Origin of the sequence: Photobacterium makurazakiensis, from assembly GCF_050336715.1 — a bacterium.
Taxonomy (GTDB): Bacteria; Pseudomonadota; Gammaproteobacteria; order Enterobacterales; family Vibrionaceae; genus Photobacterium; species Photobacterium makurazakiensis.
The window spans coordinates 21,421-48,333 of sequence record NZ_JAKJSJ010000056.1; the positions used below are offsets into that span (position 1 = coordinate 21,421).

At 42.8% G+C, this 26,913-nt stretch carries 20 protein-coding genes; 12 read left to right on the forward strand and 8 right to left on the reverse strand.

Translation table 11 applies throughout. The annotated features are described in order from the left end of the window. Positions 1–105 precede the first annotated feature (105 nt). The 4 genes from pstB to L4D09_RS22110 form a co-directional block, all read right to left on the reverse strand. Positions 106–855, reverse strand: a complete 750-nt coding sequence (gene pstB, locus L4D09_RS22095; protein ID WP_428459694.1) for a phosphate ABC transporter ATP-binding protein PstB — start codon at positions 853–855, stop codon at positions 106–108. Between the two features lie 17 nt (positions 856–872). Further along, complete coding sequence (gene pstA / locus L4D09_RS22100) at positions 873–1,703, reverse strand: phosphate ABC transporter permease PstA (RefSeq protein ID WP_428459713.1); 831 nt, start codon at positions 1,701–1,703, stop codon at positions 873–875. A gap of 41 nt (positions 1,704–1,744) precedes the next feature. Further along, positions 1,745–2,656 carry a phosphate ABC transporter permease subunit PstC gene (gene pstC / locus L4D09_RS22105; protein ID WP_428459695.1) on the reverse strand — a complete coding sequence of 304 codons (912 nt, stop codon included), beginning with the start codon at positions 2,654–2,656 and terminating at the stop codon, positions 1,745–1,747. Between the two features lie 103 nt (positions 2,657–2,759). Further along, a complete protein-coding gene (locus L4D09_RS22110; RefSeq protein WP_428459696.1) occupies positions 2,760–3,578 on the reverse strand; it encodes a phosphate ABC transporter substrate-binding protein in 819 nt (272 codons plus the stop codon). A gap of 376 nt (positions 3,579–3,954) precedes the next feature. Between L4D09_RS22110 and L4D09_RS22115 the strand changes: the two genes are divergently transcribed. The 4 genes from L4D09_RS22115 to L4D09_RS22130 all read left to right on the forward strand — a co-directional run bounded on the left by L4D09_RS22115 (position 3,955) and on the right by L4D09_RS22130 (position 8,594). Further along, on the forward strand, positions 3,955–5,586 hold the full coding sequence (locus L4D09_RS22115; protein WP_428459697.1) for a methyl-accepting chemotaxis protein: 1,632 nt from the start codon (positions 3,955–3,957) through the stop codon (positions 5,584–5,586). Between the two features lie 120 nt (positions 5,587–5,706). After that, positions 5,707–6,630, forward strand: a complete 924-nt coding sequence (locus L4D09_RS22120) for a LysR family transcriptional regulator (protein ID WP_428459698.1) — start codon at positions 5,707–5,709, stop codon at positions 6,628–6,630. Between the two features lie 242 nt (positions 6,631–6,872). Then, positions 6,873–8,090 carry a NupC/NupG family nucleoside CNT transporter gene (locus tag L4D09_RS22125; RefSeq protein WP_428459699.1) on the forward strand — a complete coding sequence of 406 codons (1,218 nt, stop codon included), beginning with the start codon at positions 6,873–6,875 and terminating at the stop codon, positions 8,088–8,090. A gap of 228 nt (positions 8,091–8,318) precedes the next feature. Continuing rightward, the gene (locus L4D09_RS22130; protein ID WP_428459700.1) at positions 8,319–8,594 is read left to right on the forward strand and encodes a hypothetical protein; all 276 of its coding nucleotides are present in this window, start codon (positions 8,319–8,321) and stop codon (positions 8,592–8,594) included. A gap of 13 nt (positions 8,595–8,607) precedes the next feature. Here the strand turns inward: L4D09_RS22130 and L4D09_RS22135 are convergent, their stop codons facing one another. After that, a complete protein-coding gene (locus L4D09_RS22135) occupies positions 8,608–9,402 on the reverse strand; it encodes a family 16 glycosylhydrolase (RefSeq protein WP_428459701.1) in 795 nt (264 codons plus the stop codon). A 210-nt stretch (positions 9,403–9,612) separates the two neighbouring features. Then, the gene (locus L4D09_RS22140) at positions 9,613–11,112 is read right to left on the reverse strand and encodes a DUF3131 domain-containing protein (protein WP_428459702.1); all 1,500 of its coding nucleotides are present in this window, start codon (positions 11,110–11,112) and stop codon (positions 9,613–9,615) included. 255 nt (positions 11,113–11,367) lie between these two features. Here L4D09_RS22140 and L4D09_RS22145 point away from each other — a divergent pair, with 255 nt between their 5' ends. The 3 genes from L4D09_RS22145 (at position 11,368) to L4D09_RS22155 (ending at position 15,550) form a co-directional block, all read left to right on the forward strand. Beyond that, the gene (locus L4D09_RS22145; RefSeq protein WP_428459703.1) at positions 11,368–13,113 is read left to right on the forward strand and encodes a type I secretion system permease/ATPase; all 1,746 of its coding nucleotides are present in this window, start codon (positions 11,368–11,370) and stop codon (positions 13,111–13,113) included. Then, the gene (locus L4D09_RS22150) at positions 13,106–14,413 is read left to right on the forward strand and encodes an HlyD family type I secretion periplasmic adaptor subunit (protein WP_428459704.1); all 1,308 of its coding nucleotides are present in this window, start codon (positions 13,106–13,108) and stop codon (positions 14,411–14,413) included. The genes L4D09_RS22145 and L4D09_RS22150 overlap by 8 nt, the downstream gene beginning before the upstream one ends. A 291-nt stretch (positions 14,414–14,704) precedes the next feature. Further along, entirely contained in the window at positions 14,705–15,550 is an 846-nt protein-coding gene (locus L4D09_RS22155) for a hypothetical protein (protein WP_428459705.1), read from the forward strand. A gap of 130 nt (positions 15,551–15,680) precedes the next feature. Here the strand turns inward: L4D09_RS22155 and L4D09_RS22160 are convergent, their stop codons facing one another. Beyond that, positions 15,681–21,134 carry a beta strand repeat-containing protein gene (locus tag L4D09_RS22160; RefSeq protein ID WP_428459706.1) on the reverse strand — a complete coding sequence of 1,818 codons (5,454 nt, stop codon included), beginning with the start codon at positions 21,132–21,134 and terminating at the stop codon, positions 15,681–15,683. Positions 21,135–21,429: 295 nt separating this feature from the next. Beyond that, complete coding sequence (locus L4D09_RS22165) at positions 21,430–22,428, reverse strand: hypothetical protein (RefSeq protein WP_428459707.1); 999 nt, start codon at positions 22,426–22,428, stop codon at positions 21,430–21,432. A 415-nt stretch (positions 22,429–22,843) separates the two neighbouring features. On the opposite strand from L4D09_RS22165, the gene L4D09_RS22170 reads away from it, so the two are divergent. The 5 genes from L4D09_RS22170 to L4D09_RS22190 are packed head-to-tail and all read left to right on the forward strand — an operon-like array spanning position 22,844 to position 26,897. Beyond that, positions 22,844–24,103, forward strand: a complete 1,260-nt coding sequence (locus tag L4D09_RS22170; RefSeq protein WP_428459708.1) for a PP2C family protein-serine/threonine phosphatase — start codon at positions 22,844–22,846, stop codon at positions 24,101–24,103. After that, the gene (locus L4D09_RS22175) at positions 24,055–24,387 is read left to right on the forward strand and encodes an STAS domain-containing protein (protein WP_428459709.1); all 333 of its coding nucleotides are present in this window, start codon (positions 24,055–24,057) and stop codon (positions 24,385–24,387) included. Before L4D09_RS22170 ends, L4D09_RS22175 begins: the two co-directional genes overlap by 49 nt. 11 nt (positions 24,388–24,398) lie before the next feature. Then, the gene (locus tag L4D09_RS22180; RefSeq protein WP_428459710.1) at positions 24,399–25,586 is read left to right on the forward strand and encodes a nucleotidyltransferase family protein; all 1,188 of its coding nucleotides are present in this window, start codon (positions 24,399–24,401) and stop codon (positions 25,584–25,586) included. A gap of 14 nt (positions 25,587–25,600) precedes the next feature. Then, positions 25,601–26,053 (forward strand): ATP-binding protein, encoded by a 453-nt coding sequence (locus L4D09_RS22185; protein WP_428459711.1) that lies wholly within the window; start codon positions 25,601–25,603, stop codon positions 26,051–26,053. 19 nt (positions 26,054–26,072) lie between these two features. Then, positions 26,073–26,897, forward strand: a complete 825-nt coding sequence (locus L4D09_RS22190; RefSeq protein ID WP_428459712.1) for a glycosyl hydrolase 2 galactose-binding domain-containing protein — start codon at positions 26,073–26,075, stop codon at positions 26,895–26,897. Positions 26,898–26,913: the final 16 nt, after the last annotated feature.

The window sequence follows — 26,913 nt, forward strand, 5'->3', positions numbered from 1 at the left end:
TTGACTGAAATTTAAACAAAAAAAGCCCCCTTACAAGAAGGGGGCAATAGTACCATCGCTATTATTATTCAGTTCAATACGACTTTCGCTGAAGAGTAGGTCTTATTAGCCAAAGTCACCGTTCACGTAACCACGGGTGCGGTCATCGCGAGGGTTTGTAAATAGAGCGTGAGTGTCATCGTGCTCAACCAATTCACCCATTAAGAAGAAGGCGGTACGGTCTGATATGCGGCGAGCTTGCTGCATTGAGTGAGTAACGATAACAATCGTAAAGTCTTTCTTTAAAGACTCCATCAAGTCTTCGATCTTCTTGGTCGCAATTGGGTCAAGTGCCGAGGTTGGTTCATCCATTAGGATAACTTCTGGCTGCATTGCGATAGTACGTGCAATACATAGACGCTGTTGCTGACCACCAGATAGACCAAAGGCATGTGATTTTAGACGGTCTTTAACTTCGTCCCAAAGCGCTGCACCACGAAGTGATTTCTCTACCACTTCATCAAGTACTTTTTTGTCTTTAACACCTTGAGCGCGCAAACCGTAAGCAATGTTCTCGTAGATGCTCATTGGGAACGGGTTTGCTTTTTGGAATACCATACCTACTTTGATGCGAAGCTGAGCAACGTCGATGTTGCCATAAACATCCTCATCATCCATCGTTAGGTTACCGTCAATCTTAACGCCTTCAATAAGGTCGTTCATGCGGTTCAAGCAGCGTAGTAGTGTTGATTTACCACAACCAGAAGGCCCGATTAGTGCCGTTACCTGACGGTTAGGGATCGGTAAGCAAATTTGCTTAAGTGCTTGGTTTTCGCCGTAGTATAGGTTTAGGTTATCAATATTAAATTTGTTCATGGTTTTCTTCCTCAGAATTAGTAAGTCGCAGTATTGAATCGGCTAGCAATGATTTTGGTTAACAAGTTAATACAAAGAACAATCACAATCAGAACAGTGGCAGTTGCATATGCCTGATTCCATTCATGAATGGTGTAAAGCTCTTGTGTTAGCTTGTACAGGTGAACGGTTAACGTACGGCCAGAGTCAAGCATGCTCTCTGGAATACGGGCAACCATACCTGCAGTCATGAATACCGGTGCAGATTCACCAATAACACGACCAACGCTGAGGATGATGGAGGTTACGATACCAGGCATTGCGCTTGGCAGAATAAGTCTCCAGATTGTGTAAATTTTTGACGCACCCAGACCATATGAACCTTCACGGTAAGTCTGAGGAACGGCCATTAATGCTTCTTCTGTCGTACGGATAATAACCGGAAGAATCAGAATACTCAGTGTCAGTGCACCCGACAGGATAGAGTAACCAAAGCCCATTACCACAACAAAGAATGTCATACCGAATAAACCGTAAATAATCGACGGAATACCAGCAAGTGATTCTGTACAGAAGCGAACAACTTTAACTAAACGGCTACCCACTGCTGCATACTCAGTAAGGTAAATCGCAGTCATGATACCTAATGGTGCAGCTACACCAACAGAAGCGGCAACCATATAGAGGGTAGTAACAATCATTGGCCAGATACCAGACTCTTGTCCGATAGTGGTGTAGTCACTTGTAATAAATGTCCAGTCTACGTGAGATAAGCCGTTGCTTAGAATGTACCAAACAACCCACAGTAAGAAGCCAACAGTAACCGCGGCAGCCGACCAGATTAGCACTAATGAAATTTTATCTTTCATCTGCTGCTTTTGTGTATTCGTACCTTGTAAAGCCATAATAATTACCTCGCACGCTCACGGTTTAAGTAAAGAAGCGCAGCATTAAGCATCATGATGAAGACAAGTAGAACAATACCGGTAGCGTATAGTGCACTTGCGTGTAACCCTGTAGCGTAAGACATCTCAATTGCGATGTTTGCTGTCAGGGTTCGGGCTGAGTCCAGTAAGCCTTCAGGCATTGCCGGAGAATTACCCATTACCATGATGATTGCCATTGTCTCACCTAATGCACGAGCGACACCTAAGATGACACCAGTCATGATGCCAGAGCGGGCTGCGGGTACAAGTAGCTTAAAAATGGTGAACATTTGTGAAGCACCTAGCGCATAAGAACCTTCCTTATAGCTATGAGGTACAGCACGAATAGATGTTTCTGACACGGTAATAACTGTTGGAAGAATCATCACAGCCAGAACGATGATACCTGCTAGAACAGTGTTACCTGCAGGTACAGAAAAAACATCTTGAATAAGTGGTACGATGATAACCAAGCCAAAGAAACCATAAACAACAGATGGGATACCAGCTAGAAGTTCAATCATCGGACGAATAATATTTGCTAGGCGTTTCGGTGCAACTTCTGCAATGAAGATAGCGGTTAAAACACCAATCGGGACACCAATTACAACAGCACCAGCGGTTGAAACAACCGAAGCCACAATCATTGGTGCAATACCGTAAAGTGCTGGTGGAAGCCAGTCTGAACCAAATACGATATTTGTTACGCCAGCTTGAGCAAAAGCATCGTAGCCTTCACGGAAGATGAAATAACCAATTAAAATGAGTGACAAAATGCCAATGGCTGCACTCGATAAAAATAAATACTTAAAGAACAGTTCACGCCAATCGATTTTTTCTTTGGCTTTGAGCGATGATCTTTTAGTTGAGTTTGCTATGTTATTTGCGATGGTCATACTTTCTACTCCAGATATCGGTTAAACAAGGTTTAGCCAAATACCGAGGAATCAATAAAAACCGGTCACCATCAAATGAGATGACCGGTAAAGGTATTAGTTATTACTTAACAGAGATGTAGCCTTTCTCAGCAACTAGCTTCTGGCCTTCAGCACTCTTAACCCAAGTAAGGAAGTCTAGAGCAGCTTGTGATGGGCGACCTTCTTTGTAAAGAACAAGGAATGGACGCTGTACACCGTATTCACCCGCTTTGATAGCTTCTACAGATGGCTCGTGGTTATCGATAGATAGTGGCTTAACAGAACCATCTACAGAACCTAGAGAGATGTAGCCAATTGCAAATGGGTTGTTAGCTACAATTGTTTTTAGCTGACCGTTACCGCTTGCAACTTGTGCACGCTGGTAGATAGCTGAAACAGTCATGCCATTAACTTTCATTTTTAGGTCCATGATGTCTTCGAAAGCACCACGAGTACCTGAAGCTGTATCACGAGTAGCAACTACGATTGGCTTATCTTCGCCACCAACGTCTTTCCAGTTAGTGATTTCGCCTTTGTAGATTTTTGAAACTTCTTCTTTAGATAGATCTTTTACTGGGTTGTTGTTATGAACAACAACTGCAATACCGTCACGTGCAATAACTACTTCTTTAATGTTATCTGCTTTTTCAGCTGCTTTAAGGTCACGAGAACTCATGCCTAGGTCAGAAGAGCCATCGTGAGCTGCACGAACACCAGCTGATGAGCCAGGGCCTTGAACTTCAACAGTTACATCACGTGTTTGAGCGTAGGTTTCACCTAATACTTCCATGATTGGGGTGACGGAGTTCGAGCCAACAACAGAAACAGTTTCGTTTGCTACAGCAGGGTTAAAAACCATTGAGCCTGCTAGGGCTAGCGCACCAATAACCTTTGTTTTCATTTTCCTAATCCTTAAAAAGCTTGGCGTTATTGCCAATAGGTTTGAATGAACGATGCCAAGATTAGGGAACTTATATGACAGTAATGTTTCAGAACTTTGAACACTGTATGACGCTCGTCATAAATGTTTAATAAGTAGTCAGTTAGGGCAAAAAAAACATTAAACCCGACAGGATGTTAGATATTTATCAGTATTTGGCCAAAACAATAGCTTCAAAAGTAGGCAGTAAGTCTTGATGTTGCTTCTATCTAATTGAATTTCATTGAGACATTGTTAGACATTAGTGTGATCTAGGTCTATATTTGCGAGCGAATTACAGTTACTTATAAGTTATCTTTCGCATGGAAGCGATGTAAATTACGCCCCCGGAGTTTGTATGCAGCTTTCGTTAAAAAATTTATCTATTCGTTCTCAAGTCATAATTCCTGTCATTCTTCTGGTTTTGGCCCTTGCCATTACCGTTGTTATTTCAGGTAACCGGTTAGAGCAAGAACAGCAACAAATGAATTTAACCACATCAACAGCACTCGTTAGCAAAAATGAAATTGCGAGCCTAATTGATAATACCTATAAAATGCGTATTAGTGCTGTTTATAGCTTATATGATTCAGAGCAGCTAAGCCGTTTAGACTCTGAACTGAAGCGTGGTATGTCTTTAAATAGAAATAACCTCAGAGAATTAGGCAAAGTGAAGGGGTTAGAAAATGAGGTGCAGCAGGCAACGTCTGCCCTTAATGAGTACGTTAGTTTTAGCATTAATACGATGATCCCTGTGTTGAATAAGCGTCACCAAGGCTTGTTGGATGATAACGCTTACGGCAACTATACAATTCAGTACCGTGAGAAAGGCAACATCATGGTGAACAGTATTGAAGCATTATCAAATGAAGTTAATCGATTGACTCAACTTGAGCAAAATAAATCGAACGCTGAACATGAAAGCTTGATGACCTCGATTTTCATTACAATAGTTTCTGTATTATTCATCGCTTTGCTATGTGCATGGTGGTTGTCTGGCTTAATTGTAAACCCAGTATTGAAGCTACAATCAGTTATGCGTGAAGTGGCGGCAGGTAACTTGACTGTACGTGCAGAGCAAGATGGTACGAATGAAATTGCTCAATTGAGCGGTGATGTGAATACAACCGTTACACAACTAAATACGACGGTGGAGTCTTTAATCCGTATTAGTGAAGACGTTGCGGCCGCTGCCACAGAATTAGCCGCAGTAATGACACAATCTGAAGTTAATGCGCAATCAGAGCAAAACGAAATTGATCAAGTAGCGTCTGCGGTGAATGAGCTTTCAAGCACGGCAGATAATGTGAGCGATAATGCAACAACAGCAGATGCTACTGCGAAGCAAACCGATGAACTTGCGCGCCAAGGGCTGAGTGTTTTCGAAGAAAGTAATACAGCAAGCCAGCAAATGTCGCAAACCTTGTCTGAAGCGGCAGGTGTAGTCACTCGACTAAAAGATCAATCAGAGCAGATCAGTAAAGTGATCGAAGTGATCCGTGGGATTTCGGAGCAAACAAACTTATTAGCATTGAACGCAGCCATTGAAGCGGCACGTGCTGGTGAGTCTGGCCGTGGTTTTGCAGTTGTTGCCGATGAAGTACGTATGCTGGCTGCGCGAACTCAAGATTCGACTCAAGAAATCCAAACAATCATTGAAGAGCTCCAAGCACAGTCAAATAATGCCAACGACAGTATGCAGGCTAGCCTTGAAATGCTTGATCAAAACCAAGTACTAACGAGTCAGGCAAATGACGTGTTGGTTGGTATTACTGAATCTGTTGTACAGATCAGTGATATGAATACGCAAGTGGCAACCGCTGCTGAGCAACAATCGCAAGTGACTCAAGATATCAACCGTAATGTGACGAACATGTCTGAGATTGTAAATCAGAATGTGGCAGGCATTAGTCAAAGCGCAATAGCAAGTAATGAGTTGTCTCAATTAGCTGAGCAGCAAAAACAACAGCTGTCTTTCTTTAAGATTTAACCCTAAAACTGTTAACCTTATTAAAGGGGCTTTCAGCCCCTTTTTTATTTTTTATAATGTTGTTTGATAAAATAGAGACATGCACGTTACCGTGGTCTGAATATCAAGATAGGCAAAATAATGATAAAGAAAGCCCAGCAGATGATCGTTTTTAATGCCCTTACAAATCAACGTAGCTTTACTAAAGCTGCTCAACTACTTGATATATCAAGAACACAGGTGAGTAAGCAAATTCAGCAACTTGAAGAAAGGTTGGGCGTACAGCTGGTTCAACGCACGACACGTTCTTTCGCGTTAACAGAAGCAGGTCAGCGGTTTGCCATACACTGTGCAAACATTGTCGATGAAGTGAATGAAGCTGAAAGCGAGCTAGTACAATCGAACGATAGCATGCAGGGTATCTTACGGGTTGGGAGCGCTCAGTCATTTGCTCGTCACCACATATCACCATATATCGCTGACTTTCACCTTAAATACCCGCAGCTTGATGTTGAAATGAGCTTGTTTGATCATAAGGTAGATTTAATTGCAGAACAGCTAGACCTGTGGATTGGGATGACATCGACTCCGCCTGAGGGCTTTGTGGCGCGGCATTTAGCTGATTGCCACTTCGTGCTTGCGGCCAGCCCTGATTATCTTGCCAAGCATGGTGTGCCATATCAGCCCAAGGATCTTATTGATCATAACTGTATTATTTATCACAGTAGAGAGCGTAAAGATAACACGTGGAGCTTTCAGCAGGGTGAAGAGAGCATAGATATAAAGGTTACAGGAAATTATCGAGTAGATTCAGCCGATGCGATTCTCGATGCAACTCTCGCAGGGCATGGCGTGGGGTATTTAGCCACATATCTATTAGAGAAAGAGTTTCAGCAGGGCAAGTTGGTACGTTTAATGCCTGATTGGGCCTTAAATCAATATATGCCTTTGTACGCGATATACCCACGTTATAAGTTTCTTCCCAAAAAAGTACATCGTTTTATCGAGTTTGTACGCTGTCAGATCGGTGAGCCTGTTTATTGGGACAAGATTTTGGAAGATTAGTCATGGTGATATTACGCTACCGGCGGTCATAAAAGAGCAGTGATTGTCATTGGTGGTGACAACAGTATCCCGTATTTGCACCAATAAGCTTAAACTCATGGATATCGCACGGAAAACATACTACTTCGTGTCTTCATGTTTCTAAATTGTAAATGTGTGTAACAAGATGATCCTTGTCACACTTTTTATTATGAATAGAATCCCTCCGCAATCGTTTACTAACAACATTGTGGAGTTTGGCCATGAGCTATCTGGTCAGCGCATTAGGCGTTATCACGCTTTTTGCTGTAGCAGTTCTTTTCTCTGAAAGCCGTAAAGAGATCAATTGGCGTACCGTTGGTGGTGCATTTGTTATCCAGCTAGTTTTTGCTGGTTTCATTTTGTATGTCCCAGTAGGCCGAGAGATTTTGAATAATGTGTCATCAGCAGTTTCTGGCATCATTGACTATGGCCGTGTGGGTACAGAATTTCTATTCGGAGAATTGGCTCAGTTTAAGCTCGGCTTCATTTTTGCAGTTAATGTACTGCCTACCATTGTTTTCTTTTCTGCGTTGATCTCTGTTCTTTATTATCTTGGTGTAATGGGCTTTATCATCCGCACTATTGGTGGCTTATTACAACGTTTCTTAGGTACAACTCGTACTGAGTCGATGTCGGCAACGGCTAATATCTTTGTTGGCTCTGTTGAAGCCCCGTTAGTTGTTCGTCCATATTTGGCAAAGATGACTCGTTCAGAACTCTTTGCTGTTATGGTTGGTGGTTTGGCGTCGGTTGCTGGTGGCACGCTTGTTGGTTATGCCGGTTTAGGCGTTGATATTAGCTATTTAATCGCGGCTAGCTTCATGTCTGCACCTGCAGGCCTAATGATGGCGAAGATCTTGGTGCCACAAACAGAAATCATTGATGATCAAGAAAGCACTTCTAATGATGAAGAAGATGAACCCGTGAACATCATTGATGCAGCGACACGCGGTGCGTTGGGTGGTTTACAAATTGTGATGGCGGTTGGGGCAAGTTTGTTAGCCATTATTAGTTTGATTGCCATGATTAATGGTGGTCTTGGCCATATTGGTAGCTGGACTGGTATTGATAACCTGAGCCTCGAACTTATTTTCGGTTATCTATTTGCGCCTGTTGCATGGCTAATTGGTGTTCCGTGGTCTGAAGCAACGATTGCTGCTAGCCTGATTGGTAAAAAGATTGCCGTGAACGAGTTTGTTGCATTTGCTGATTTAATGGTAGTGAAAGACCAATTAAGTACGCATTCACAAGCGATTGTTACTTTTGCATTATGTGGATTTGCAAACTTAACATCGATTGCAATGCTGATGGGCGGTCTGGGTGGTGTTGTACCTAGTCGCCGACCTGATATCGCACGTTTAGGCTTTAAGGCTATTTTCGCAGCAACGCTCGCAAACTTGATGAGTGCAACCATTGCTGGTGTGTTTTTATCATTTTAGAATGATGGATGAGTGATTTGAGAATCATTGGTTAATCCGATTCAAAAGAAAAACAGAGTGCTAAGCACTCTGTTTTTTTATGGGATAATGTTACGGTTATCCCTGTACCATTGTGATACCACGTTGGCACTTAAACTGCGTATAAGACCTAAGGACAAATTTATAATAGTAAGTTATGATGCGATTTTCTGTCTCAACTTTGACATTTTTCGTGAGTAGAAGCCTGTTATGAAGTCCGATGTCGATAAACTATTGAATAATCACCGTGATTTAGTGCACTCCGAAGGGGTTAAGGTGGTATCTCATACGCAGCGTGAAGATGCTGATTGGATCTTGCATACACTGATGCTAGAAGGTATCGATGTGCCATTTAAATTCAAACGTCAGAAAAAGTACAAGAGTTTGAAAGGGGCAAAGGTTAATTTAACCTATTACCCCGCGGTAGAAACTGTTGCAGGCTTTGAGATTGAAGTGATGAAAGTCGTACGGGTTAAACTGTACTAGACACCGCTTTTGGTTATTCAAACGTGCATTTTCGGCCTGACTCAAACCGGATGTTACGATAATAAGCCGTGTGTGCCGTTCTGCTATTTATATCAAATTCACCAGCCCAGTTTGATATACGGTTATCTGTCGCCCAGACATTGGCCATTATTCGAAGCTCACTGTCTTTTTTTGACGGAATAGGTGTAACGGCATTCTTATTTTTCACTTTATAAACCAGCTCACCATCGATATACCACTTAATGGCATTCTTGGTCCATTTTATACCGTAACGATGGAAGTCTTCTGATGCATCAAAATTTAAGTAAATAAGGTGCTCATTGCTTCTTTCGTATCGGTCGTCATTGGTCCAATAGTTAACCTGCAGTAGATTGGTGTTATTGCCAAGAAACTCAATGTCAATTTCGTTGTGCATACCATTGCCATTCTCTGGTTTGTCATACGGACCAGCAAACAAGAAAAATGAAGTAATGACGCCCGAGACGGCAGCTGGTTTTATCTCTGCTTCAAAGCAGCCATAGCCGTAATAGCCATGGCTTCTAAGTTCGCCAGACCGAAATTCGAAGTTACTATCGGTGACAGGAGAGTAATCAAGAGTAATCGCCATGCCTTCAGCATTGTTTATAACCGATTCTCCTTCCCAACGATTATAAAACGGAAAGCCATTGCTCCAGCCTTCGGATTTCCACCAGATTGTATGGTTAAATTCAGTTAACGAATCATCGAAACTGTCTGCTGACATAGCCACTCCTGAATATAAGAAGGCGACTAAAGGTAAATAGGGCGGGGTGAGTAGCTGCTTTAACATGATGGTTCCATTTATACTGCTTAGGTAATAATAAACCTAGCAGCAAAAAATCGAGCGTCACGATGAAATATGTCTCAATAGTAAGATGTTTTTTTGATATTGAGAAACACTTTGCAATGATGACTAGTAAATATTTTCAATATGCAAAATTATTAGTTTTAAAATAGTAGTTAATGACATTTAGCTTAATATAAACCGGTGAATTCAATATTATTGAACCATAATTAGCGGGATGTAATTTCGGTGTTTGAACCACAGCGAAGCAAGGATCAGGGAATTTGTATTGATATTAAATGCCGTATTAGTGGCACTATTTTCATAAAGCCCAGTCGGAACTGAGCGATATGAACGGCTATTATTGACTACTTGATTATGTAGCGTTTGACTAAACGGGTCTTCTGGATATAAAACGCTCAGCCCTTGAGCCACTTTGTTACTGAAAACTTGTGGGTTTTCAACAGGTTTACCACCAGGTGATGTGCTAACCCAACTACGGCCATAAATAAAAATATTATTGTAAGAAAACCATGGGGCTTTATTCATCGCATCTTCCGCAAATACCCATAATTGGTTCTCTTTTTCAGACTTATTCTTTTGTAGGGTGAATAAGGTATCAAGCTGATCCCACCATGCATTTTCTTGCCCCATCTCGATGGCATTTAATACATAAGGGTCAGTGGTGAAATAAGGTAAGTTACGCTGATCAATAAAAAATAGTTCATCATCGATAATTTCAGGTGAAATATTTCGGATCTTATAGGCGCTATCAACATCGAAGCCAGCAAACCTAAAACCTTGCGCTGCATATTGCAAATAACCTAAACGGCCCTCCTGTCTAAACACCTTTTTTTTTGATGTCTTTAATTCACCATATAGCGTTTTATTGAAGATGGCCTCTGATAGCTGCCAGTTTGTCTTAATCGCAGCTATTTGTTTGGTAAACTGTGGCTTATGTTTGGTTGTTATTTCAAGCCAAATAAGCAGCCTGCCAACGTCGAGAGCTGACCAGCCATTACCGTTCGACGAAGAGTTACTATATCGGCCCGATGGTTTGCCATCTATGGTGCTGTATTCACGGTTAGGCAACCGATCGTCATAGAGAGGGAGTGTTTCAAGTGTCGTGAGTGTACGGCTAATTTTTTGTGATGCTTCATCGCTTGTCATTAAGCCAATCCCTTCGAGCGAAAGAATAGCTGCAATTCCACTTGCTACATCCCACATAGTACTGTGGTGGTAACCTTGGACCGAATCAATGAGTCCGGTTTCTTTATTCCAGTTTCGTTCTATGTAGTACTTGGCCTTATTGGCGAGTAATAGCTCTTTTCTCGATAGTGGAATAGGTAGAAGCGTGTTTAATGGTGGGCTTTGATTGTCATTAACCTCTAACTCTTCTATCAAACTTGAGTTAGGTATCGACTTCGTTAATGGGATAGTTTCATCCATTATTGCAATACCATCTATGATGGGGGGGGCAATGGAGCGACGCTGAAATTCAATTTTTACGGTCTCAGATTGATTAGTATTTTGCGTGACAGCACGGCTCCCGTAGAAGCTTGGAGAGGTATCTTCGTTAGCCTTAGTTATAGGCGCCGCTTCTGTGTTTATGTTTTCATCTGAGCTGGCCCAGACCTGCTGAATGCTTGATGGCAAAGTGAGTACTAAAAACAATAAACACTGAACGATTAGAGAATGGCGAAATCCTTTTGCCATTATTTCTCCTTGAGAATAGGAAGACACTATAAATAATTCAATGAATTATATGCGCTTATACAAATGTAAGCATAATCGTTATTATCGTTACCTTCAATAATGTGACTAATTTCATCTTATATAGAGCTAAAACCGTGAACTGACTCATAACTTTATAACTCAATGAATTTAATTAAATAAATGATTGAAATGTCTGTTTTCCCAGCATCTTGGCCTATAATTCAATATACCACTTGTAGCTTATTGGAGGCGACGTTGCTGAAGGAAACATTAAGCCATGCGATGCAGGCATGTAAAAGGGATTTGGCATTTGTTGCCGTCTTCAGCTTGGCAGTCAATTTACTGGTATTGACTTTGCCTATCTATAGTTTGCAGCTGTTTGATCGTGTATTGGGCAGCTCTAGTTTAGATACATTGATTGCATTATTTGTTGTTGCGGCTGGTTTATTGACTGCTCAGGCTGTTATTGAACATGTGAGGACATTACTGCTACAGCGCTCTGGGCTAAAGTTGGACGTTTCGTTAAGTTCCCATTTGTTGGCTGACAGCATACGACGCTCGTCGAAATTGAACCGGATAGAAAAGCAAGGGCTCCAAGATTTAACTGAATTACGTCAGTTTTTAGTTTCACCATCGACATCCGCTATTTTTGACATTCCATGGGTGCCGCTTTTCCTCGCGATTTTATTCATTTTGCACCCTTATATTGGCATTGTGGCGTTGATAGGAAGCATGATTTTTTGTGTGCTTGCATGTTTTATGATGTTGACCGTACGTAAGCCGACAGAAGAAGCTCAAAAACTTGGTATGAAAACAAGTATGGAGCTTAATGATTTCCTACGTAACGCCCCAACACTTCGTGCTATGGGAATGGCTGATAGCGTCGGTGCTTTGTGGAATAAGCGTAATTTTCGCTTATTAGATTTGCAGTGGAAGCTGAATGCGAAAACAGGGCAGTTGCTAGCAATTAGTCGATATTTTAGGTCATTACTGCAAGCCGGTATTCTTACTGTTGGGGTTGTACTTGTTCTTCAGAACGAATTGGGAGCGGGGGCAATTATCGCCAGCTCAATTATTATGGCACGGGTGTTATCCCCCTTCGAACAGGCTGTAAGCGGCTGGAAAACATGGTTCAGTGCTTATCAAGCCTACCGGCGGTTACGTGTTTACGATGATAGTCAACTGTCAGAACCTCAAACGGAATTGCCAGAACCAAGAGGTGAGCTATTACTACATAATGTTGGGTTACGTTTTAATAGCCATAGCCAACCCGTATTGCAAAATATTAGTTTTAAATTGGGGGCTGGAAATGCGTTAGCCATTATGGGCAACAGCGGATCAGGCAAGTCAACCTTAGCCTCATTAATTATGGGGATTCATAAGCCAAGCATGGGGGCTATTAAGATTGACGGTGCGGCAATAAATCTATGGCCAGAAGAACAGTTTGGTAAATACATTGGTTACTTACCACAAGAAGTTGGTTTGTTAGCCGGTACGGTGGCTGAAAATATTTGTCGTTTCTCTGGTTCGCCTGCTGAAGAAATTATCCATGCGGCAAGGTTGGCATGTATTCATGAGCTAATCATTTCTTTACCTCAGGGCTACGATACTTATTTGGGCGAAGGTGGAGTGCAGCTTTCTGGTGGGCAGAAGCAACGAATAGGGTTGGCACGTGCTATATTTTCTAACCCGAGTCTATTAGTGCTTGATGAGCCTAATTCTAACTTAGACCCAGAAGGCGAGGTCGCTTTGGCGATTGTGCTGCAATATTGTAAAGAAAATAAAATTACGGTGGTGATGATCAGTCACCGGCCTGGCTTTTTACGTCAAATGGATTGGGTCGTTGTCTTAAAAGAGGGCAAGATTGAAAAAGCAGGCACATGCGATAAATTCCTTGGCTCTATGTCTGAAGTGGATGCATTAGGAAACACTAACGCTCCTATAAAAGGCGCAGAAAAGCCTCACAAAACATCAACACCTGTAGGAGCTAAGCATGGATAAGTCTCGCTTTAGTACTCGTAACATCATTGTGTTTGGGTGTTTCTTTATTGTTTTCACTGTTGGTGGTTTTTTTGTGTGGGCGTTAACGGCAGAGTTAAGCTCGGCCTCGATTGCACAAGGTACGTTAGTTGTAGAATCTCAGCGTAAAAAAGTTCAGCACTTGCAAGGTGGTTGGGTTAAGGGGATCTATGTTGAAGAAGGGCAGCATGTAAAAACGGGTGATGTGCTAGTTGAATTGGCAAACAGTAAAGCTGAATCAGATTACCGCAGGTTACTATTACGAACTGCATCATTACAAGCTCAGCATAACCGATTGGACAGTGAGCTAAATGGGGCAAAAAAAGTTGATTGGTCAGTACTGAGAGCAATAGAAAATGAAAATGTAGATAGTGCGGAGGTAAATAATATTATTAATACTCAGCAGCTACAGTTTCAGCAATATGTATTGAGGCAAGACTTACGGAATGGCCAGTTTAAACAACGTAAGATGCTGCTTAATGAGCAGCTAAGAGGGGCACGCTTTCAGCTTAAGGCCATTAATCGTCAGTTGGATTTGGTAACCCAAGAAATAACGATGACCTCTGGATTATTAGAGAAAGGTTTTGTATCTAAAACACGGATGTTGGAACTACAACGTCACCAAGCAGGGATTGAAGCACAGGCTGCGGAGTTGAGTGCTGATTCAGAAGTATTGAATGGGCAGCTAAATGCGTTAGAGCAAGAGCATAAAACGGAGAGGGTGGAGCAAGAGCAGCAGCTAGCAAGTGAACTGGCCGCTGTTGAAAAAGAGTGGCGCGATGTTAATCAATCACTCAAAGCAGCACAAGATGTACGGGCTAGGGTGACGATACGTAGTGAGCATACCGGCACGGTTGTTGGTTTGAATGTGCACAGCGTGGGTGGCGTAATTAATGCGGGCGATGTCATTTTAGAAATTGTGCCAGATAGCGATGAATTAATTGTAGAGGCTTTAGTTAAGCCTGAAGATATCGATGTTGTTCACGATGGACTAGAAGCAAAGGTACGTTTAAGTGCATATAATGTGAAACGTACACCACCTGTTAATGGCGAGGTGATTTATGTCGCTGCAGATCGGCTTCAAACGACATCACAAGATAAACCTACTGGCTATCTCGTAAAGATTAGGCTCAGTGCGGATGAGGTTGCGGCACTTGGGAATATTGAACTCTACCCAGGTATGCCAACAGAAGTGTTTATATTGTTAGAAAAGCAGACCTTGTGGGATTACTTTACCGCACCTTTGTTTAACTCAACCTATCGTGCTTTTAGGGAATCGTAGTAAGGAATATATAAAATGGAATTTAATATCTTATTTTGGTTTTGCTTTTACCTTTTCTTTTTTTGTATTTCTGTTGCATTGGGCTATCAAAAGGGGAGTCTGGTTGCTGGTGTGTTATTGGGGTATGTTTTAGGGCCTATCGGGGCTTTGTTGATGTATTTAAGTAAAGATAGAAAACACATTGAGTGCCCTAAATGCCATCAATCTATTCATAAAAACTCGTACTTCTGTCCTAAATGCAGTAGCAAAGTCAGGCTGAAATCGGCGCAGTAATAGCAAGGAGAGCATTCAATGTCAGCAAAAAGAAAGCAGCGTCGGCAACACCAAAAATCGGTAGCCCCGGTTGAATCTATTAACGGTGTAATGACACTACCTGTAAAAAGGGCACAATTAATTTGTGCTGGAGTCGCTGTGGTTGTAGTTGTACAAACAGGACTTCTGCTTTGGCAAAATTATGCACATGAAGCCGCAATTGCATCAAAAAGAGTGCAGATGCAAGAGCAACAATTGGTGATTGATGAGTTAGATGAAAGGCTCATTGCACTTGATGATGATTACACATCACTAAAACAAGAAGTCAGTGCTAGCAGTTTGCACTTGGTTGATCAGAATAGTGAAATTGCATTATTGGAAGATGAGTTAAAAAGAACCAAGCAAGCATTAAAGAAAAAGTCTAATCAGGTGTATGTATTACAAAAGAATTACCAGAGTGACTTAAATAAAGAATTGGCCGCAGAAAGAAAAGCACTGGCTGATTCAGAGGATTTACTGAAATCTCAACTTACGCAAATACAGAAGCAAGAAGAAGAAATTAGTTCAAAAATTTCGGATGTGAATGAGTGGGAAAAAAAGCGTGCCGAATTTGATAAGCTCTATGCAATGTCAGCACTTGAAGCACAAAACGAAGAACGCGTAAATGAATTAATGGGACAATTTAATCAGCTTCGCGTAGATCTCGATGTCGTCAATGAGTGTGATAAAGACTACTTATACCGCTATAACGAAGCCAAAAGTGTATTGAATAATATTCGAACTTTTATTCAAAAATATGAAATGGAAGATGACTTTTATTTCTATGTTATTTCAAATGATAGTTTAATTAGTGCTCAGAATAGAAAACTGTGCTTAACCGACTAAAATGCGAAACTGAAGGGTAGGTGTATTTTAATGGGGTAAACGAGGTCATTTTTAGTTTTTGCGTAAAGGACATAATAAAGCCCAGATTTTATCTGGGCTTTGTTTTAGGTAAATCCGGTATTCGCTCAGGTTAGACGATGTCAGTACCATTGAAGCTAATGTCGTCGGAATTATTATCACTCCAAACAGTCACTTCATTTCCATCATTGTTCGTAAAGGTATAACCCTGCAGTGAAGCAGTGTCTATGCTGCTGGCTTCGTAGGCCTCGCGCAGTTCAGTGGACATTTCGGGCGCGTCTTGTGCCATCTGCCAACCGAATCCTTCAAGATCAAGCTTACCTGCACCGGTACAAACAAATTGTCCATTACTGTCTTCGGCGGTGTTATTGGCAAGGATTTTATCCAGTCCGACTTTGAGCTCGGCATCTGTGGCATTGACCACAACGGCTTCAAGCTCTTGGAATGCGGTGGCAGTCATATCAATGATTTGACCATCAGCATCATTGCCGATTTCAAGTCGGTCAAACCCTTCACCGCCACTGAAATGAACCGTTGAACCATCTGTGGCAGCAATATCTTCAGTATCAAAGACTAAGATATCGTTACCACTGCCTGCATAGAGTTGGTCAACACCAGCACCACCTGTAAGGGTATCATTACCTTCCTGGCCAAACACAAGGTCGTTGCCTGATCCGCCATCAAGACTATCATTACCGATGCCACCATCTAGGTTATCGTCATTATTGCCACCGTAGAGGGTATCGTCACCGTCGGCGCCGCTTAATGTGTCATTACCAGAACCACCATCGAGACGGTCATTACCTTCAGCGCCGAACAGAGTATCGTTACCACCATCGCCGTAAAGTTTGTCGTCGCCCGTTTCGCCAAACAAGGTGTCGTTATTACCACCGCCTTTCAGGGTATCGCTGCCTTCACCACCATAGAGGGTATCGTTACCGCTTTCACCTTTGATGAGATCGTTACCTTCTTCACCAAGAAGCAAGTCATCACCAGAGCCACCATACAAGGAGTCATTATCAGCGCCACCTTCGAGGTTATCGTTGCCTGATTGCCCGTATAGTTTGTCAGCGCCAACACCGCCTTTAACAACATCGTCACCACTACCTGCTTTAAGGGTGTCGTTGCCTTCTCCACCTTCTAAGTTATCAGCCCCGCCACCGGTCGTAATAGTATCATTGCCTAAACCGCCAATTACCGTATTGTTACCGTCACCAGCATTGATATTGTCATTACCATCACCGCCGTCGATGTAATCTTGGCCATCGCCTGCTGTGATAGAGTCGTTACCTTCACCACTTGTAATGATGTTGTCACCATCACCCGCGGAAATACTATCGTTTCCTTCGCCAGTGTCGATTAAGTCATTACCACTGCCAGCAGTAACGCTGTCGTTACCTAGGCCTGATGTGATTTGGTTATGGCCGTCTCCAGCTTTAATTGTGTCGCTGTCGTCACCACTGTCTATAACATCATGACCTGCGCCTGTAGTAATGGTATCGCTGCCATCACCCGACTGAACGGTGTTGTTACCATCACCAAGAGTGATAGAGTCATCGCCACCACTAAGTTCGTTAACGGTGTTATTTCCGTCTCCCGCAACAATGATGTCGTCACCCTCACCACCATCTATGATGTTGTCACCTTCACCAGCATCAATGGTGTCGTTACCTTCATTACCCTGAATATTGTCACTGCCTGCGAAGGTTTCGATTTTATCGTCACCAGTGCCGCCATCGACGGTATCTGAGTCAGTACCACCATAAATCGTATCTGCGCCGGCCCCTCCATCAAGGGTATTGGTGCCAGATGTGCCGTGTAGTTCATCGTCACCATCACCACCAGAAAGAGTATCATCACCCGATCCGGCAAAGAGTTTATCACTGCCGACACCTCCGGTAATCGTATCGTTACCGTCACCACCCACCAAGATATCATCACCTTCTGAGCCTGCTAAGGTGTCGTTACCATCTCCACCTTCTAGAAGATCGTTCCCCGCGCCGCCATCAAGGTTATCATTGCCGCCAGCACCATATAGGGCATCGTCGCCACTGCCTGCGGTTACTGTATCTTTGCCTGAGCCGCCATAAAGGGTGTTGGTACCGTCGCCAAGGTCAATCGTATTGTTACCAGCTTCACCGTAGACAATATCGTCACCAGCACCTGCCGTAATGGTGTCATTACCGTCACCAGCGTACAGGATATTGTTACCTTCGCCTGCGGTAATCGTATCGTTGTCGCCACCGCCATAAAGTGTATCGGCGGCATCACTGCCAATGATGGTGTCATCGCCGTCACCACCATAAATTTGATGGCTACCGCCAGATGCAGCAATTAACGTATCGTCACCACCTTCCCCGAGTACGGTGTCAGTGCCATCATCAGTAATTAAATCATTACCCTCACCACCTGCGAGGTAGTCGGCACCAGCACCGCCAATGATAGTGTCATTACCAGCACCAGCGAATACGGCATCATCACCATCGCCAGCGTCTATCGTATCGTTGCCTGCACCTGCATCAATGTGGTCGACACCAGCACCAGTTGAAATGTTATCGGCGCCGTCGCCTGAAAATACTTGGTCGTCACCTTCACCAGTCGAGATTGTATCGGCATTGATACCGCCGTACACCGTATCGTTGCCAGTACCCGTGTCGATTAGGTTCGCACCAGATTCACCGTAAACGGTATCATCACCCGCTCCGGTATTGATGTTATCGTCGCCAGCACCGGCATAAACTGTATCGTTACCAGCATTGGCGGTAATGGTATCGTCACCAGAACCACCACCAAGAATATCGTCTTCATCACCACTGATAAGGGTGTCGTTACCATCCTCACCGTAGAGCTGGGAGACGCCTGTTCCGCCGTCGAGAGTATCATTACCTGTCCCCCCGATAAGCACATCTTCGCCGGCACCACCAGAGATTACATCATCACCAGCATCGCCAAGTATGACGTCGTTACCTTCTCCCGCAGTGATGGTATCATCACCGCTTCCGGCTTCGACATAATCGTTGCCAGCACCTGTATCAACGATGTCGCTACCATCTCCTGCTAGTACGGTATCGTTACCTGTACCAGAGCTAATTGTATCTTCGTCAATACCGCCGTAGACGTTGTCATCGCCTTCACCCGTCGTAATGGTATTTTGCCCTGCATCACCAAATACAGTATCGTTCCCTGTCCCTGAATCAATGGTATCGTTACCTTCACCAGCATAAATGGTATCGTCACCTGCATTCGATGTAATGGTGTCGTTTCCTGTACCGCCACTTAGTTGGTCACTTTCATCACCACTGAGTAAGGTGTCATCGCCGCTGTCGCCGTAAAGCTCTGAAATACCAGTTCCGCCGTCAAGAAGGTCGTTACCGGCACCGCCAGCAAGGATGTCATCACCTTGCTCTCCATAAAGCTTATCGTCACCTGTGCCACCCACAAGAATATCGTTACCTGTACCACCCGTAACCTCATCGTCACCAGTACCAGCTAACAGAATATCATTACCTTCGCCGCCACTTAGGGTGTCATCACCAGCTGCGCCTTCGAGGGTATCGTTACCTTGGTTACCAATAAGGATGTCATTGTCTGCACCACCGTGGAGGTAGTCGTTTTCATCGGAGCCGGTTAGGGTATCTTCACCCTGACCACCGTAGAGGGTAGAGGCATTAGCCCCAGCATTAATGGTGTCGTTACCATCTTCACCAAATAGTTCGTTATTGCCTGAAACGCCTTCAATCAGATCATCGCCTTCACCTGCGTAGACTTTATCGTTACCAGTGCCTGCATTGATTGTGTCATTTCCAGCGCCAGTAAATACTTGGTCATTGCCAGCACCCGATTGAATGTCATCGACTCCTGAACCTGAGAATATTTGGTCGTCACCGGAGCCTGCAGTGACGGTATTATCACCATCACCTGCGTAGGCAATATTATCACCTTCACCTAAGGTGATATTGTCGTTACCAGATTCACTATAAACCGTGTCGTTATCAGCGCCTGTATTGATCTGATTATTACCATCGCCAGCATAAACGGTATCTTCACCGTCACCGGTATCAATGGTGTCATCACCAAAGTCGGTATAGACGGTATCGTCGCCTGTTCCAGCCGTAATGGTATTGTTACCCGTCTCACCGAAGATAGTATCGTTACCGGCACCAGCATCGATTGTGTCGTTTCCGTCGCCTGCATAGATGAAGTCATCACCCGCGCCAGCGTTAATAGTGTCGTCTCCCTCATTGGCATGAAGGCTATCGTTACCTTCGCCGCCATCAAGTGTATCGTTGCCTTCGCCACCGAAGAGGGTGTCATGGCCTGCGCCACCAGTTAATTGGTCATTGCCGACGCCACCATAAACTTCATCATCACCTGCGCCACCATCAACAATGTCGTCTCCGACTTCACCAAACACTAGATCGTTGCCTTCGCCACCTAGTACAATGTCGTTTCCATCACCACCAAGTACGAGGTCATTGTCGGCACCGCCATCAATGGTGTCGTTGCCATCACCGCCCATGATGAAGTCTTCACCTGCGCCACCGGTGATTTGATCATGGCCAGCATCGCCGTGAATCTCATCATTTCCTTCGCCACCAGAAGCGATGTCGTTGCCTAGTCCACCAAAGAGCTTATCGTTACCTGCATCACCGGACAGTATGTCATTACCATCATCCCCAATGAGCACATCAGCGCCAGTACCACCGTAAATAACGTCATCACCTAGCTCACCCAATAGCAGGTCATCACCGGCGCCGCCGTATAGAGTGTCGTTACCATCACTGCCTAATAGTGTGTCTGCGCCATCATCACCGTGAAGAATATCGTCGCCACTACCGCCAACCAGTGTGTCGTCGCCCTCACCTCCATGTAAGGTATCGTCGTTAATATCGCCATCGAGGAAGTCGTTGCCTTCCCCCCCAAAGATGGTATCTGACCCTTGTTGACCAAAGATAATGTCGTCACCCTCACCGCCGGAGATGGTGTCATCGTAGATGTTATTGGCAATAACTTCGGCTGAGTCAATATCAGTAATCGGGTTCCCATCGTTGTCGGTAAAATTAAATGAGATTAGTTCGTCACCACTAAATTGTTCATTGGTATAGGTGTAATCGAGAGAAAGTGTGCCATCTTCTTCGACCGTTGCAGGTACGGTATCAATGACAGTGCCACTAGAATCAACTAACTCAATAAAGACGGCGTCATATGCATTGGTGGTGGTGAATTTTGCATTGATTGAACCAGTGTTATCCACTAAGTAGTTGCCTAGCCGTACACTGTGGGTGACCTCTTCAGCGTCTTCTGCTGGGGCGGTGTATTCGTATACTGATTGGGCATTACCCCAATTATCGTCTGGAGCCGGTTCGGCAGGTGGTTCTTCGCCATATTGTACGTCACCAAAAATAGTGTCGTTACCTTCGTTACCGTCTAATTTATCGCTGCCTTCACCACCAACAACGAAGTCATCACCACCTTTTGCTTCAACTTCATCACTGCCTGAAAGCACATCAATGCTATCGTCGTTGTCAGTGCCAGTGACTTTGTCGTTATATTTCGTTCCTTCCATATTGAACCTCGCTTGGTGTTAGCATCCGATTTATGTCTAGTATTTATGACGCACAAAATGTGCCCAATATATAAAAGCTCTGAAACTATTTAGCTGTAAATTTCTACCTATCTGTTTCCATTGAATAAATTTTAAACTTTTTCTTACAGCTAAAATATGCAACTAAATTTATAATGGCACTAAAAACAAGAATAGACGGAATAATAGGCATTACTATATGGATTTTTGCAAAATGCATAACAAAATGACAAAACCAAAGGAATTGAGGGGGGAGAACTAGATACTGATAAATTAGTTAGAATGTAAAGGAGTAAGCAATGGTAATAGCACCATCTTTAAATCGTCCGGTACCTTCACCGCGTTCTGATGGATGCCAACGGTTTCCAGAGTAGTTATTGTACTGAATAGTAATCGTACCTGGGTGCCAGTCAAAATAGCCAAAACCATAGGTGAAGTCAGGGTTCCACGGTTGTTTTTGATTGCTGTCAAAATAGTAAAAAGCGGTACCGTTCACGTACCAATTCCCAATAATGGAATATTTACAACCCAAGCTGAGTGTTTGGTGGCCCTTCATGTAGGACGTTGTTGCAAGATCAAAGAACTCTGGCGTGTAGTTGTAATCGATTTGGCAACCAATAGCCCCTTCATCTGTGAATGAAAGCCAATCTACTACAGGCTCTACAACAGGGAACTTCCATCCGAGGGACCAAGTGCCTTGGTTGAAATTAGTGACAGGCTGATCGTCAGTAGCGTTAAAGCGGTTACCGCCATAATTCGCATACATTAAACTGAAGGTATAAGGACGCCAATCACTGTAACCAAACACGTAAGTAAAATCAGGATTCCAAGGTTGCTGCTGATCGGCATCGTAATAATAATAGAGCGTACCCGAAACAAACCAGTTACCTAAAATTGTGTACTTGAGTGACAAAGTCGCTGTTATGTTGTTATTTGTCGGCCCGTTGGTTGCGTTTGCAGGAATATTAGCCGCAGCAGTTTCAAGCAGCGGGTAACCAAGACCAAGGTTACCACTTAGCCCATCAAGAAAAGTAGGGTCTTCTTTTTCTGCCCATTCTTCAAAAGGCAGAGAAAAAGAACTGGATACGCCTTTCCAAATTAAATCAGCTTCTGTTTCCTCTTTCTCTTCGTTGGCGATAGAGCGAATTTTTGTAGGCTCGGTAAGGTTAGGTGACTGTGGATCAGGCGCGTGCTTACGCGACTCAGTTAAATACTCACTCGCCCCGCAAGAGACAGAAATTAAAAGAGTGAGAGAAAAACATCGCCGGAAAAGCATTTACATTAACGTCCCTATTAATGGCATCTATCGGATGATGATTGGTGAGCTAAGGCCTAAGATCCAATAYTTAACAAGATAATATTGGTCACAAATAATTTACAAATCCATCAATAATATAAGCTTTTGATAAATGTGAATTCTTCAAAAGTAAAATGACATATGCATCTACCATTTAGTAGCAATAACTTAGCTAGTTTACAACTGTTAATTGATGAGCAATATAACTAATACATTGTTTATCTGTTGTTTTTTTGACGGCGTAAACAAAAAAAGCCTATTTTTTTGTGACTATGTGTAAAACTTACTAGACTCTTGAGTATAAGGACGTTGTTGTATATGGACTGACGGAATGATAGTTTGTATGTAACATGATGAATATTTGTTATAAATATAAGCGAAAGGGTGTTTCAGCATGAAGAATATCCTGTTAGTTGATGATAACAGAACAATGCTGCTCTTTATGGAAAAGGTACTTTCCAAAAGAGGGTATGAGATCACCACCGCAATCGATGGTGCACAAGCACTCAAAATTCTAGATGAAAGGCCTGACATTCAATTCGTATTAAGTGATTGGATGATGCCTGAAATGGACGGCATAGAACTTTGCCATCGTGTGAAATCCGCCGATTACTCTCGCTATTTATTTTTTGTTTTGTTGTCTGGTAAAGATGATCAGCAGTCGATTATTAGCGGCATTAATGCTGGAGCTGATGACTTTGTTGTTAAAGATACCCATGTGGATGAACTTGTTGCCAGAATAAAAGCCGGATTCAGGACCTTAGAACTTCATAATGAAATAACGAATAAGAATAACCAACTTGATAGTGCTTACGCCACTATGAAAAAAGATTTAGAGTCTGCGGGAGATATGCTGAAGCGCTTATTGCCGTCAGAGAAAAAGCTTTCCGGGGTCGAATTAAGTTATGTGTCAATTCCGAGTGCGCAAATCGGTGGTGACATGTTGGGTTACATGCAGTTAGATGAAGATAATGTCGGTTTTTATTTATTGGATGTTGCTGGCCATGGGGTTTCATCGGCTTTAATGTCTTTCTCTGTTCAACAAAGCATAGCTATTAATTCTGATAAAGGTTCAATTGTAAAGTCAGCAACTTCCGAGCCTCCTTATTATCGGTTGAACGAACCTCATGAAGTACTAAAACAGCTTAATGATCTGTATTTGAGCGATGATCAAAACTTACTCTACTTCACGATGGCCTATGCCATCTTAAATGTGAAAACAGGAAAGATGTCGTTTTCAATTGCAGGTCATCCACCATTAGTGTGGCTGCATGGTAAAGACAGTAATGCTGAATTTATAGGTCAAGATAGCTTCGTGGTAGGGGCGTTTGATTTTGTTGAATATGAAAGCGCATATGTACAGCTTGAGCCTGGCGATAAAATTTGGATTTATTCAGATGGTATAACGGAAGCAGAAAAAGGAACGACGCAGTTTTCAGAAGATGGATTTAAAAACGCGGTAGTTGAACTAAAAGATCACCCAACAGCCGTGCAAACGGAATTGCTTGTAAATAGAGTGAAAGACTGGCAGCAAGCTGACCAATTTGACGATGACGTCAGTGTGCTTGTTGTAGAGTGGATCGGTTATCCAGAAGGGGAAAAACCATGCAATACGAGATTATCAACAAAGGTCAATGCACAATTCTTCAAATAAAAGAAGATCGTTTTGATGCCAAGCTTGCACCGAGTTTTCGTAGTGAACTTGAGCAGTTAGCTGATTCAATCGGTACACATTTAGTTATGGATCTATCTGAAGTCCGTTTTATGGATAGCAGTGGATTAGGCGCAGTAATGGCCGTCTATAAGATGCTTCGAGGTAAGAAAATCAGCGTAGTTAACCCACAACGTGCAGTTAAAGAGCTACTTAAATTAACACGTATGGATAAGTTAATTACAAGCTTTGACTCTATTGAAGACGCAGTTGCTACAGTCGCGTAAAGGAGTATTTGATGAAAGGAATGATCCTTGCGGCAGGGAAAGGAACACGGGTTAAACCAATCACCCATACAATACCTAAGCCGATGATCCCAATTTTAGGCAAACCTGTCATGGAGTCGATGATCCAGCTTTTTGCTTCTCATGGGGTTGATAAAATTGTTGTGAATACAAGCCACCTGGCTGAAGTGATTGAAAATTATTTTAGCGATGGTCATCACTTTAACGTTCAGCTTTCATATTCGTATGAAGGTGAAATGGTTGATGGGAAATTTGTTAGTAAAGCGCTTGGTTCTGCGGGTGGAATGCGAAAGATCCAAGATTTTTCAGGCTTTTTCGATGAAACATTTGTGGTTGTTTGTGGTGATGCCTGGATAGATTTAGATCTTACGGAAGCAGTACGCCGCCATAAAGAACGGGGGGGTATTGCAACGATTGTTACTCGTGATGTAGATATTGATGAAGTCAGTAAATATGGCGTTGTAGTAACAGATTCCCACGGGAAAGTAACCAGTTTTCAAGAAAAACCAGCAAAAGAAGATGCACTGTCAACGCAAATCAATACGGGTATCTATATTTTCGAACCTGCTATTTTTGACTTTATTCCAGCCGGTCAAGAATATGATATTGGTAGTGAACTGTTCCCACTTCTGGTCGACGAAGGCATTAATTTCTTTGCTACAAGTATGGATTTTCAATGGCTTGATGTTGGTAACATCAGTGATATCTGGACGGTAACCAGTGAAATCCTGCATGGAAAAGTGCCGGGGTATCCAATTCCAGGTACACAGGTTAAGCCTGGCATTTGGGTTGGTATCAATACCGTATTTGATTATAACCAATGCGATGTAACACCGCCCGTCATTATCAGTAGCGGTTCCGAAATTCAAAATGGTGCTGTGATTGAAGGCCCTGTTGTTATCGGTGCGAACTGTAAAGTTGAAGCGGGTGCTGTTGTTAAGCAAAGCCTAGTCAGCGATTACATACACATTGCTTCTACAGCTTACGTTGATCATAAAACGGTTTTTGGTGATTACTTTATTAGTCATGATGGCTTTACGCAATCATTAGCTGAACTTAATGCGGTGCATATGCTGAAAGATCGGCGTCAAGTACAACCTGTGGTCGGTTCGATTGGAAGCATACCTGCTTATGTTTCTTCCACACCTGCGAGTATCGAGGAAAAAATATTAACTAAATAGACAGGGGCTGCCTGATGGAAGTTATAACTGAACGTTTTAGCAAGCAGTACAGTACTTCAGCAGAAGTATCACGCTTGATTGCTGAAGATATGCAGCGTTATTTACATGAAAATAATGTATCTCAAGATGTCATTGATCAAGTCGAGTTGTGTCTAGTTGAAGTTGTGAACAATGCCTATGAACACGCTTATCAATATTCTGACGAGTGCCCAATTGAGTTCTCTTGTTTTTTCAATGCAGACAGCGAACTTGTTATTGAAGTATCAGACTATGGTCAATCTATGTCGCGAGAGGAGTTTAGTCGGGCAGTTAAAGGTGAGTTTATAGAACCTGACCCTGATGATCCTGAAACTTGGACGACATCTGGCCGAGGTTTTATTATTGTTGTCCAATTAACGGATGACCTTGAATATATAAGCTCTGGGAAAAAAAATACGTTTAAATTTTTAAAGCGAGCTGAAAGCTAGGTGATTTTAAGAGGAAAGCATGAGAATAATACTATTATTGACGTTATTCTCATTATCTTCTTGTGCGTTAAATTCCCCTAAGAATGAATGGAATATTAATTCTCAGTCTTTAGATGGAACATGGCGACTTGAGATAATTGATGAAGAACAAGGAAGTTCTGACATTCATGATGTCACTGTACCTGGAAATTGGAATTCATCAGGTATTGAACATTCGGGTGTAGGTTATTATAGCCGTACATTTTCTATTGCTGATATAGGCGCCCAATCGCGATATTGGCTTCAGCTTGATGCTGTAGATTATGAATCTGCTGTGATTGTAAATGGCAAATTGTTGAAAAAAGGAAGTGGCTACTTTATTCCATTAAACACCGAAGTTAGCAATGTTATTAATGAAGGAATAAATGACTTGAACGTATGGGTTAATAGCCCTAACGAGCCATTAACTAAAGATTGGTCATTGAATAAAACACTGATAAAAGGTGTTCTAAACCATCATGATACTCGTCCTGGTGGTGCATGGTCAGAACGCGGACAAGATCAAAACTCTGGTGGAATATGGGGAGGCGTAACTTTACGAGAAACGGGGCCTGTTGCAATACAGCAAGTGAAAATTTTACCGAGTGTATTGGATGTTAATTCAGGACTAACTACGGCAAATATTACGCTTTCTATTGATAGTCGTGTTGCTCAAAATGCTACTTTTGAAGTTGCATTGACATCAAATAACGAGCAAGAGGTTGAGCTTTATCGATACGAGAAAAAGCTCGAATTTGGCCAGAAAAAAGTAACAGTTCAACTACCTGAAGCGGTACGAAAACTATGGTGGCCATGGGATTTGTGAGGGCCCAATTTATATC

Coding starts and splice junctions, on each gene's coding strand:
- pstB (WP_428459694.1), bottom strand. CDS start 855: ATGAACAAATTTAATATTGATAACCTAAACCTATACTACGGCGAAAAC.
- pstA (WP_428459713.1), bottom strand. CDS start 1,703: ATGAAAGATAAAATTTCATTAGTGCTAATCTGGTCGGCTGCCGCGGTT.
- pstC (WP_428459695.1), bottom strand. CDS start 2,656: ATGACCATCGCAAATAACATAGCAAACTCAACTAAAAGATCATCGCTC.
- L4D09_RS22110 (WP_428459696.1), bottom strand. CDS start 3,578: ATGAAAACAAAGGTTATTGGTGCGCTAGCCCTAGCAGGCTCAATGGTT.
- L4D09_RS22115 (WP_428459697.1), top strand. CDS start 3,955: ATGCAGCTTTCGTTAAAAAATTTATCTATTCGTTCTCAAGTCATAATT.
- L4D09_RS22120 (WP_428459698.1), top strand. CDS start 5,707: ATGATAAAGAAAGCCCAGCAGATGATCGTTTTTAATGCCCTTACAAAT.
- L4D09_RS22125 (WP_428459699.1), top strand. CDS start 6,873: ATGAGCTATCTGGTCAGCGCATTAGGCGTTATCACGCTTTTTGCTGTA.
- L4D09_RS22130 (WP_428459700.1), top strand. CDS start 8,319: ATGAAGTCCGATGTCGATAAACTATTGAATAATCACCGTGATTTAGTG.
- L4D09_RS22135 (WP_428459701.1), bottom strand. CDS start 9,402: ATGTTAAAGCAGCTACTCACCCCGCCCTATTTACCTTTAGTCGCCTTC.
- L4D09_RS22140 (WP_428459702.1), bottom strand. CDS start 11,112: ATGGCAAAAGGATTTCGCCATTCTCTAATCGTTCAGTGTTTATTGTTT.
- L4D09_RS22150 (WP_428459704.1), top strand. CDS start 13,106: ATGGATAAGTCTCGCTTTAGTACTCGTAACATCATTGTGTTTGGGTGT.
- L4D09_RS22155 (WP_428459705.1), top strand. CDS start 14,705: ATGTCAGCAAAAAGAAAGCAGCGTCGGCAACACCAAAAATCGGTAGCC.
- L4D09_RS22160 (WP_428459706.1), bottom strand. CDS start 21,134: ATGGAAGGAACGAAATATAACGACAAAGTCACTGGCACTGACAACGAC.
- L4D09_RS22165 (WP_428459707.1), bottom strand. CDS start 22,428: ATGCTTTTCCGGCGATGTTTTTCTCTCACTCTTTTAATTTCTGTCTCT.
- L4D09_RS22170 (WP_428459708.1), top strand. CDS start 22,844: ATGAAGAATATCCTGTTAGTTGATGATAACAGAACAATGCTGCTCTTT.
- L4D09_RS22175 (WP_428459709.1), top strand. CDS start 24,055: ATGCAATACGAGATTATCAACAAAGGTCAATGCACAATTCTTCAAATA.
- L4D09_RS22180 (WP_428459710.1), top strand. CDS start 24,399: ATGAAAGGAATGATCCTTGCGGCAGGGAAAGGAACACGGGTTAAACCA.
- L4D09_RS22185 (WP_428459711.1), top strand. CDS start 25,601: ATGGAAGTTATAACTGAACGTTTTAGCAAGCAGTACAGTACTTCAGCA.
- L4D09_RS22190 (WP_428459712.1), top strand. CDS start 26,073: ATGAGAATAATACTATTATTGACGTTATTCTCATTATCTTCTTGTGCG.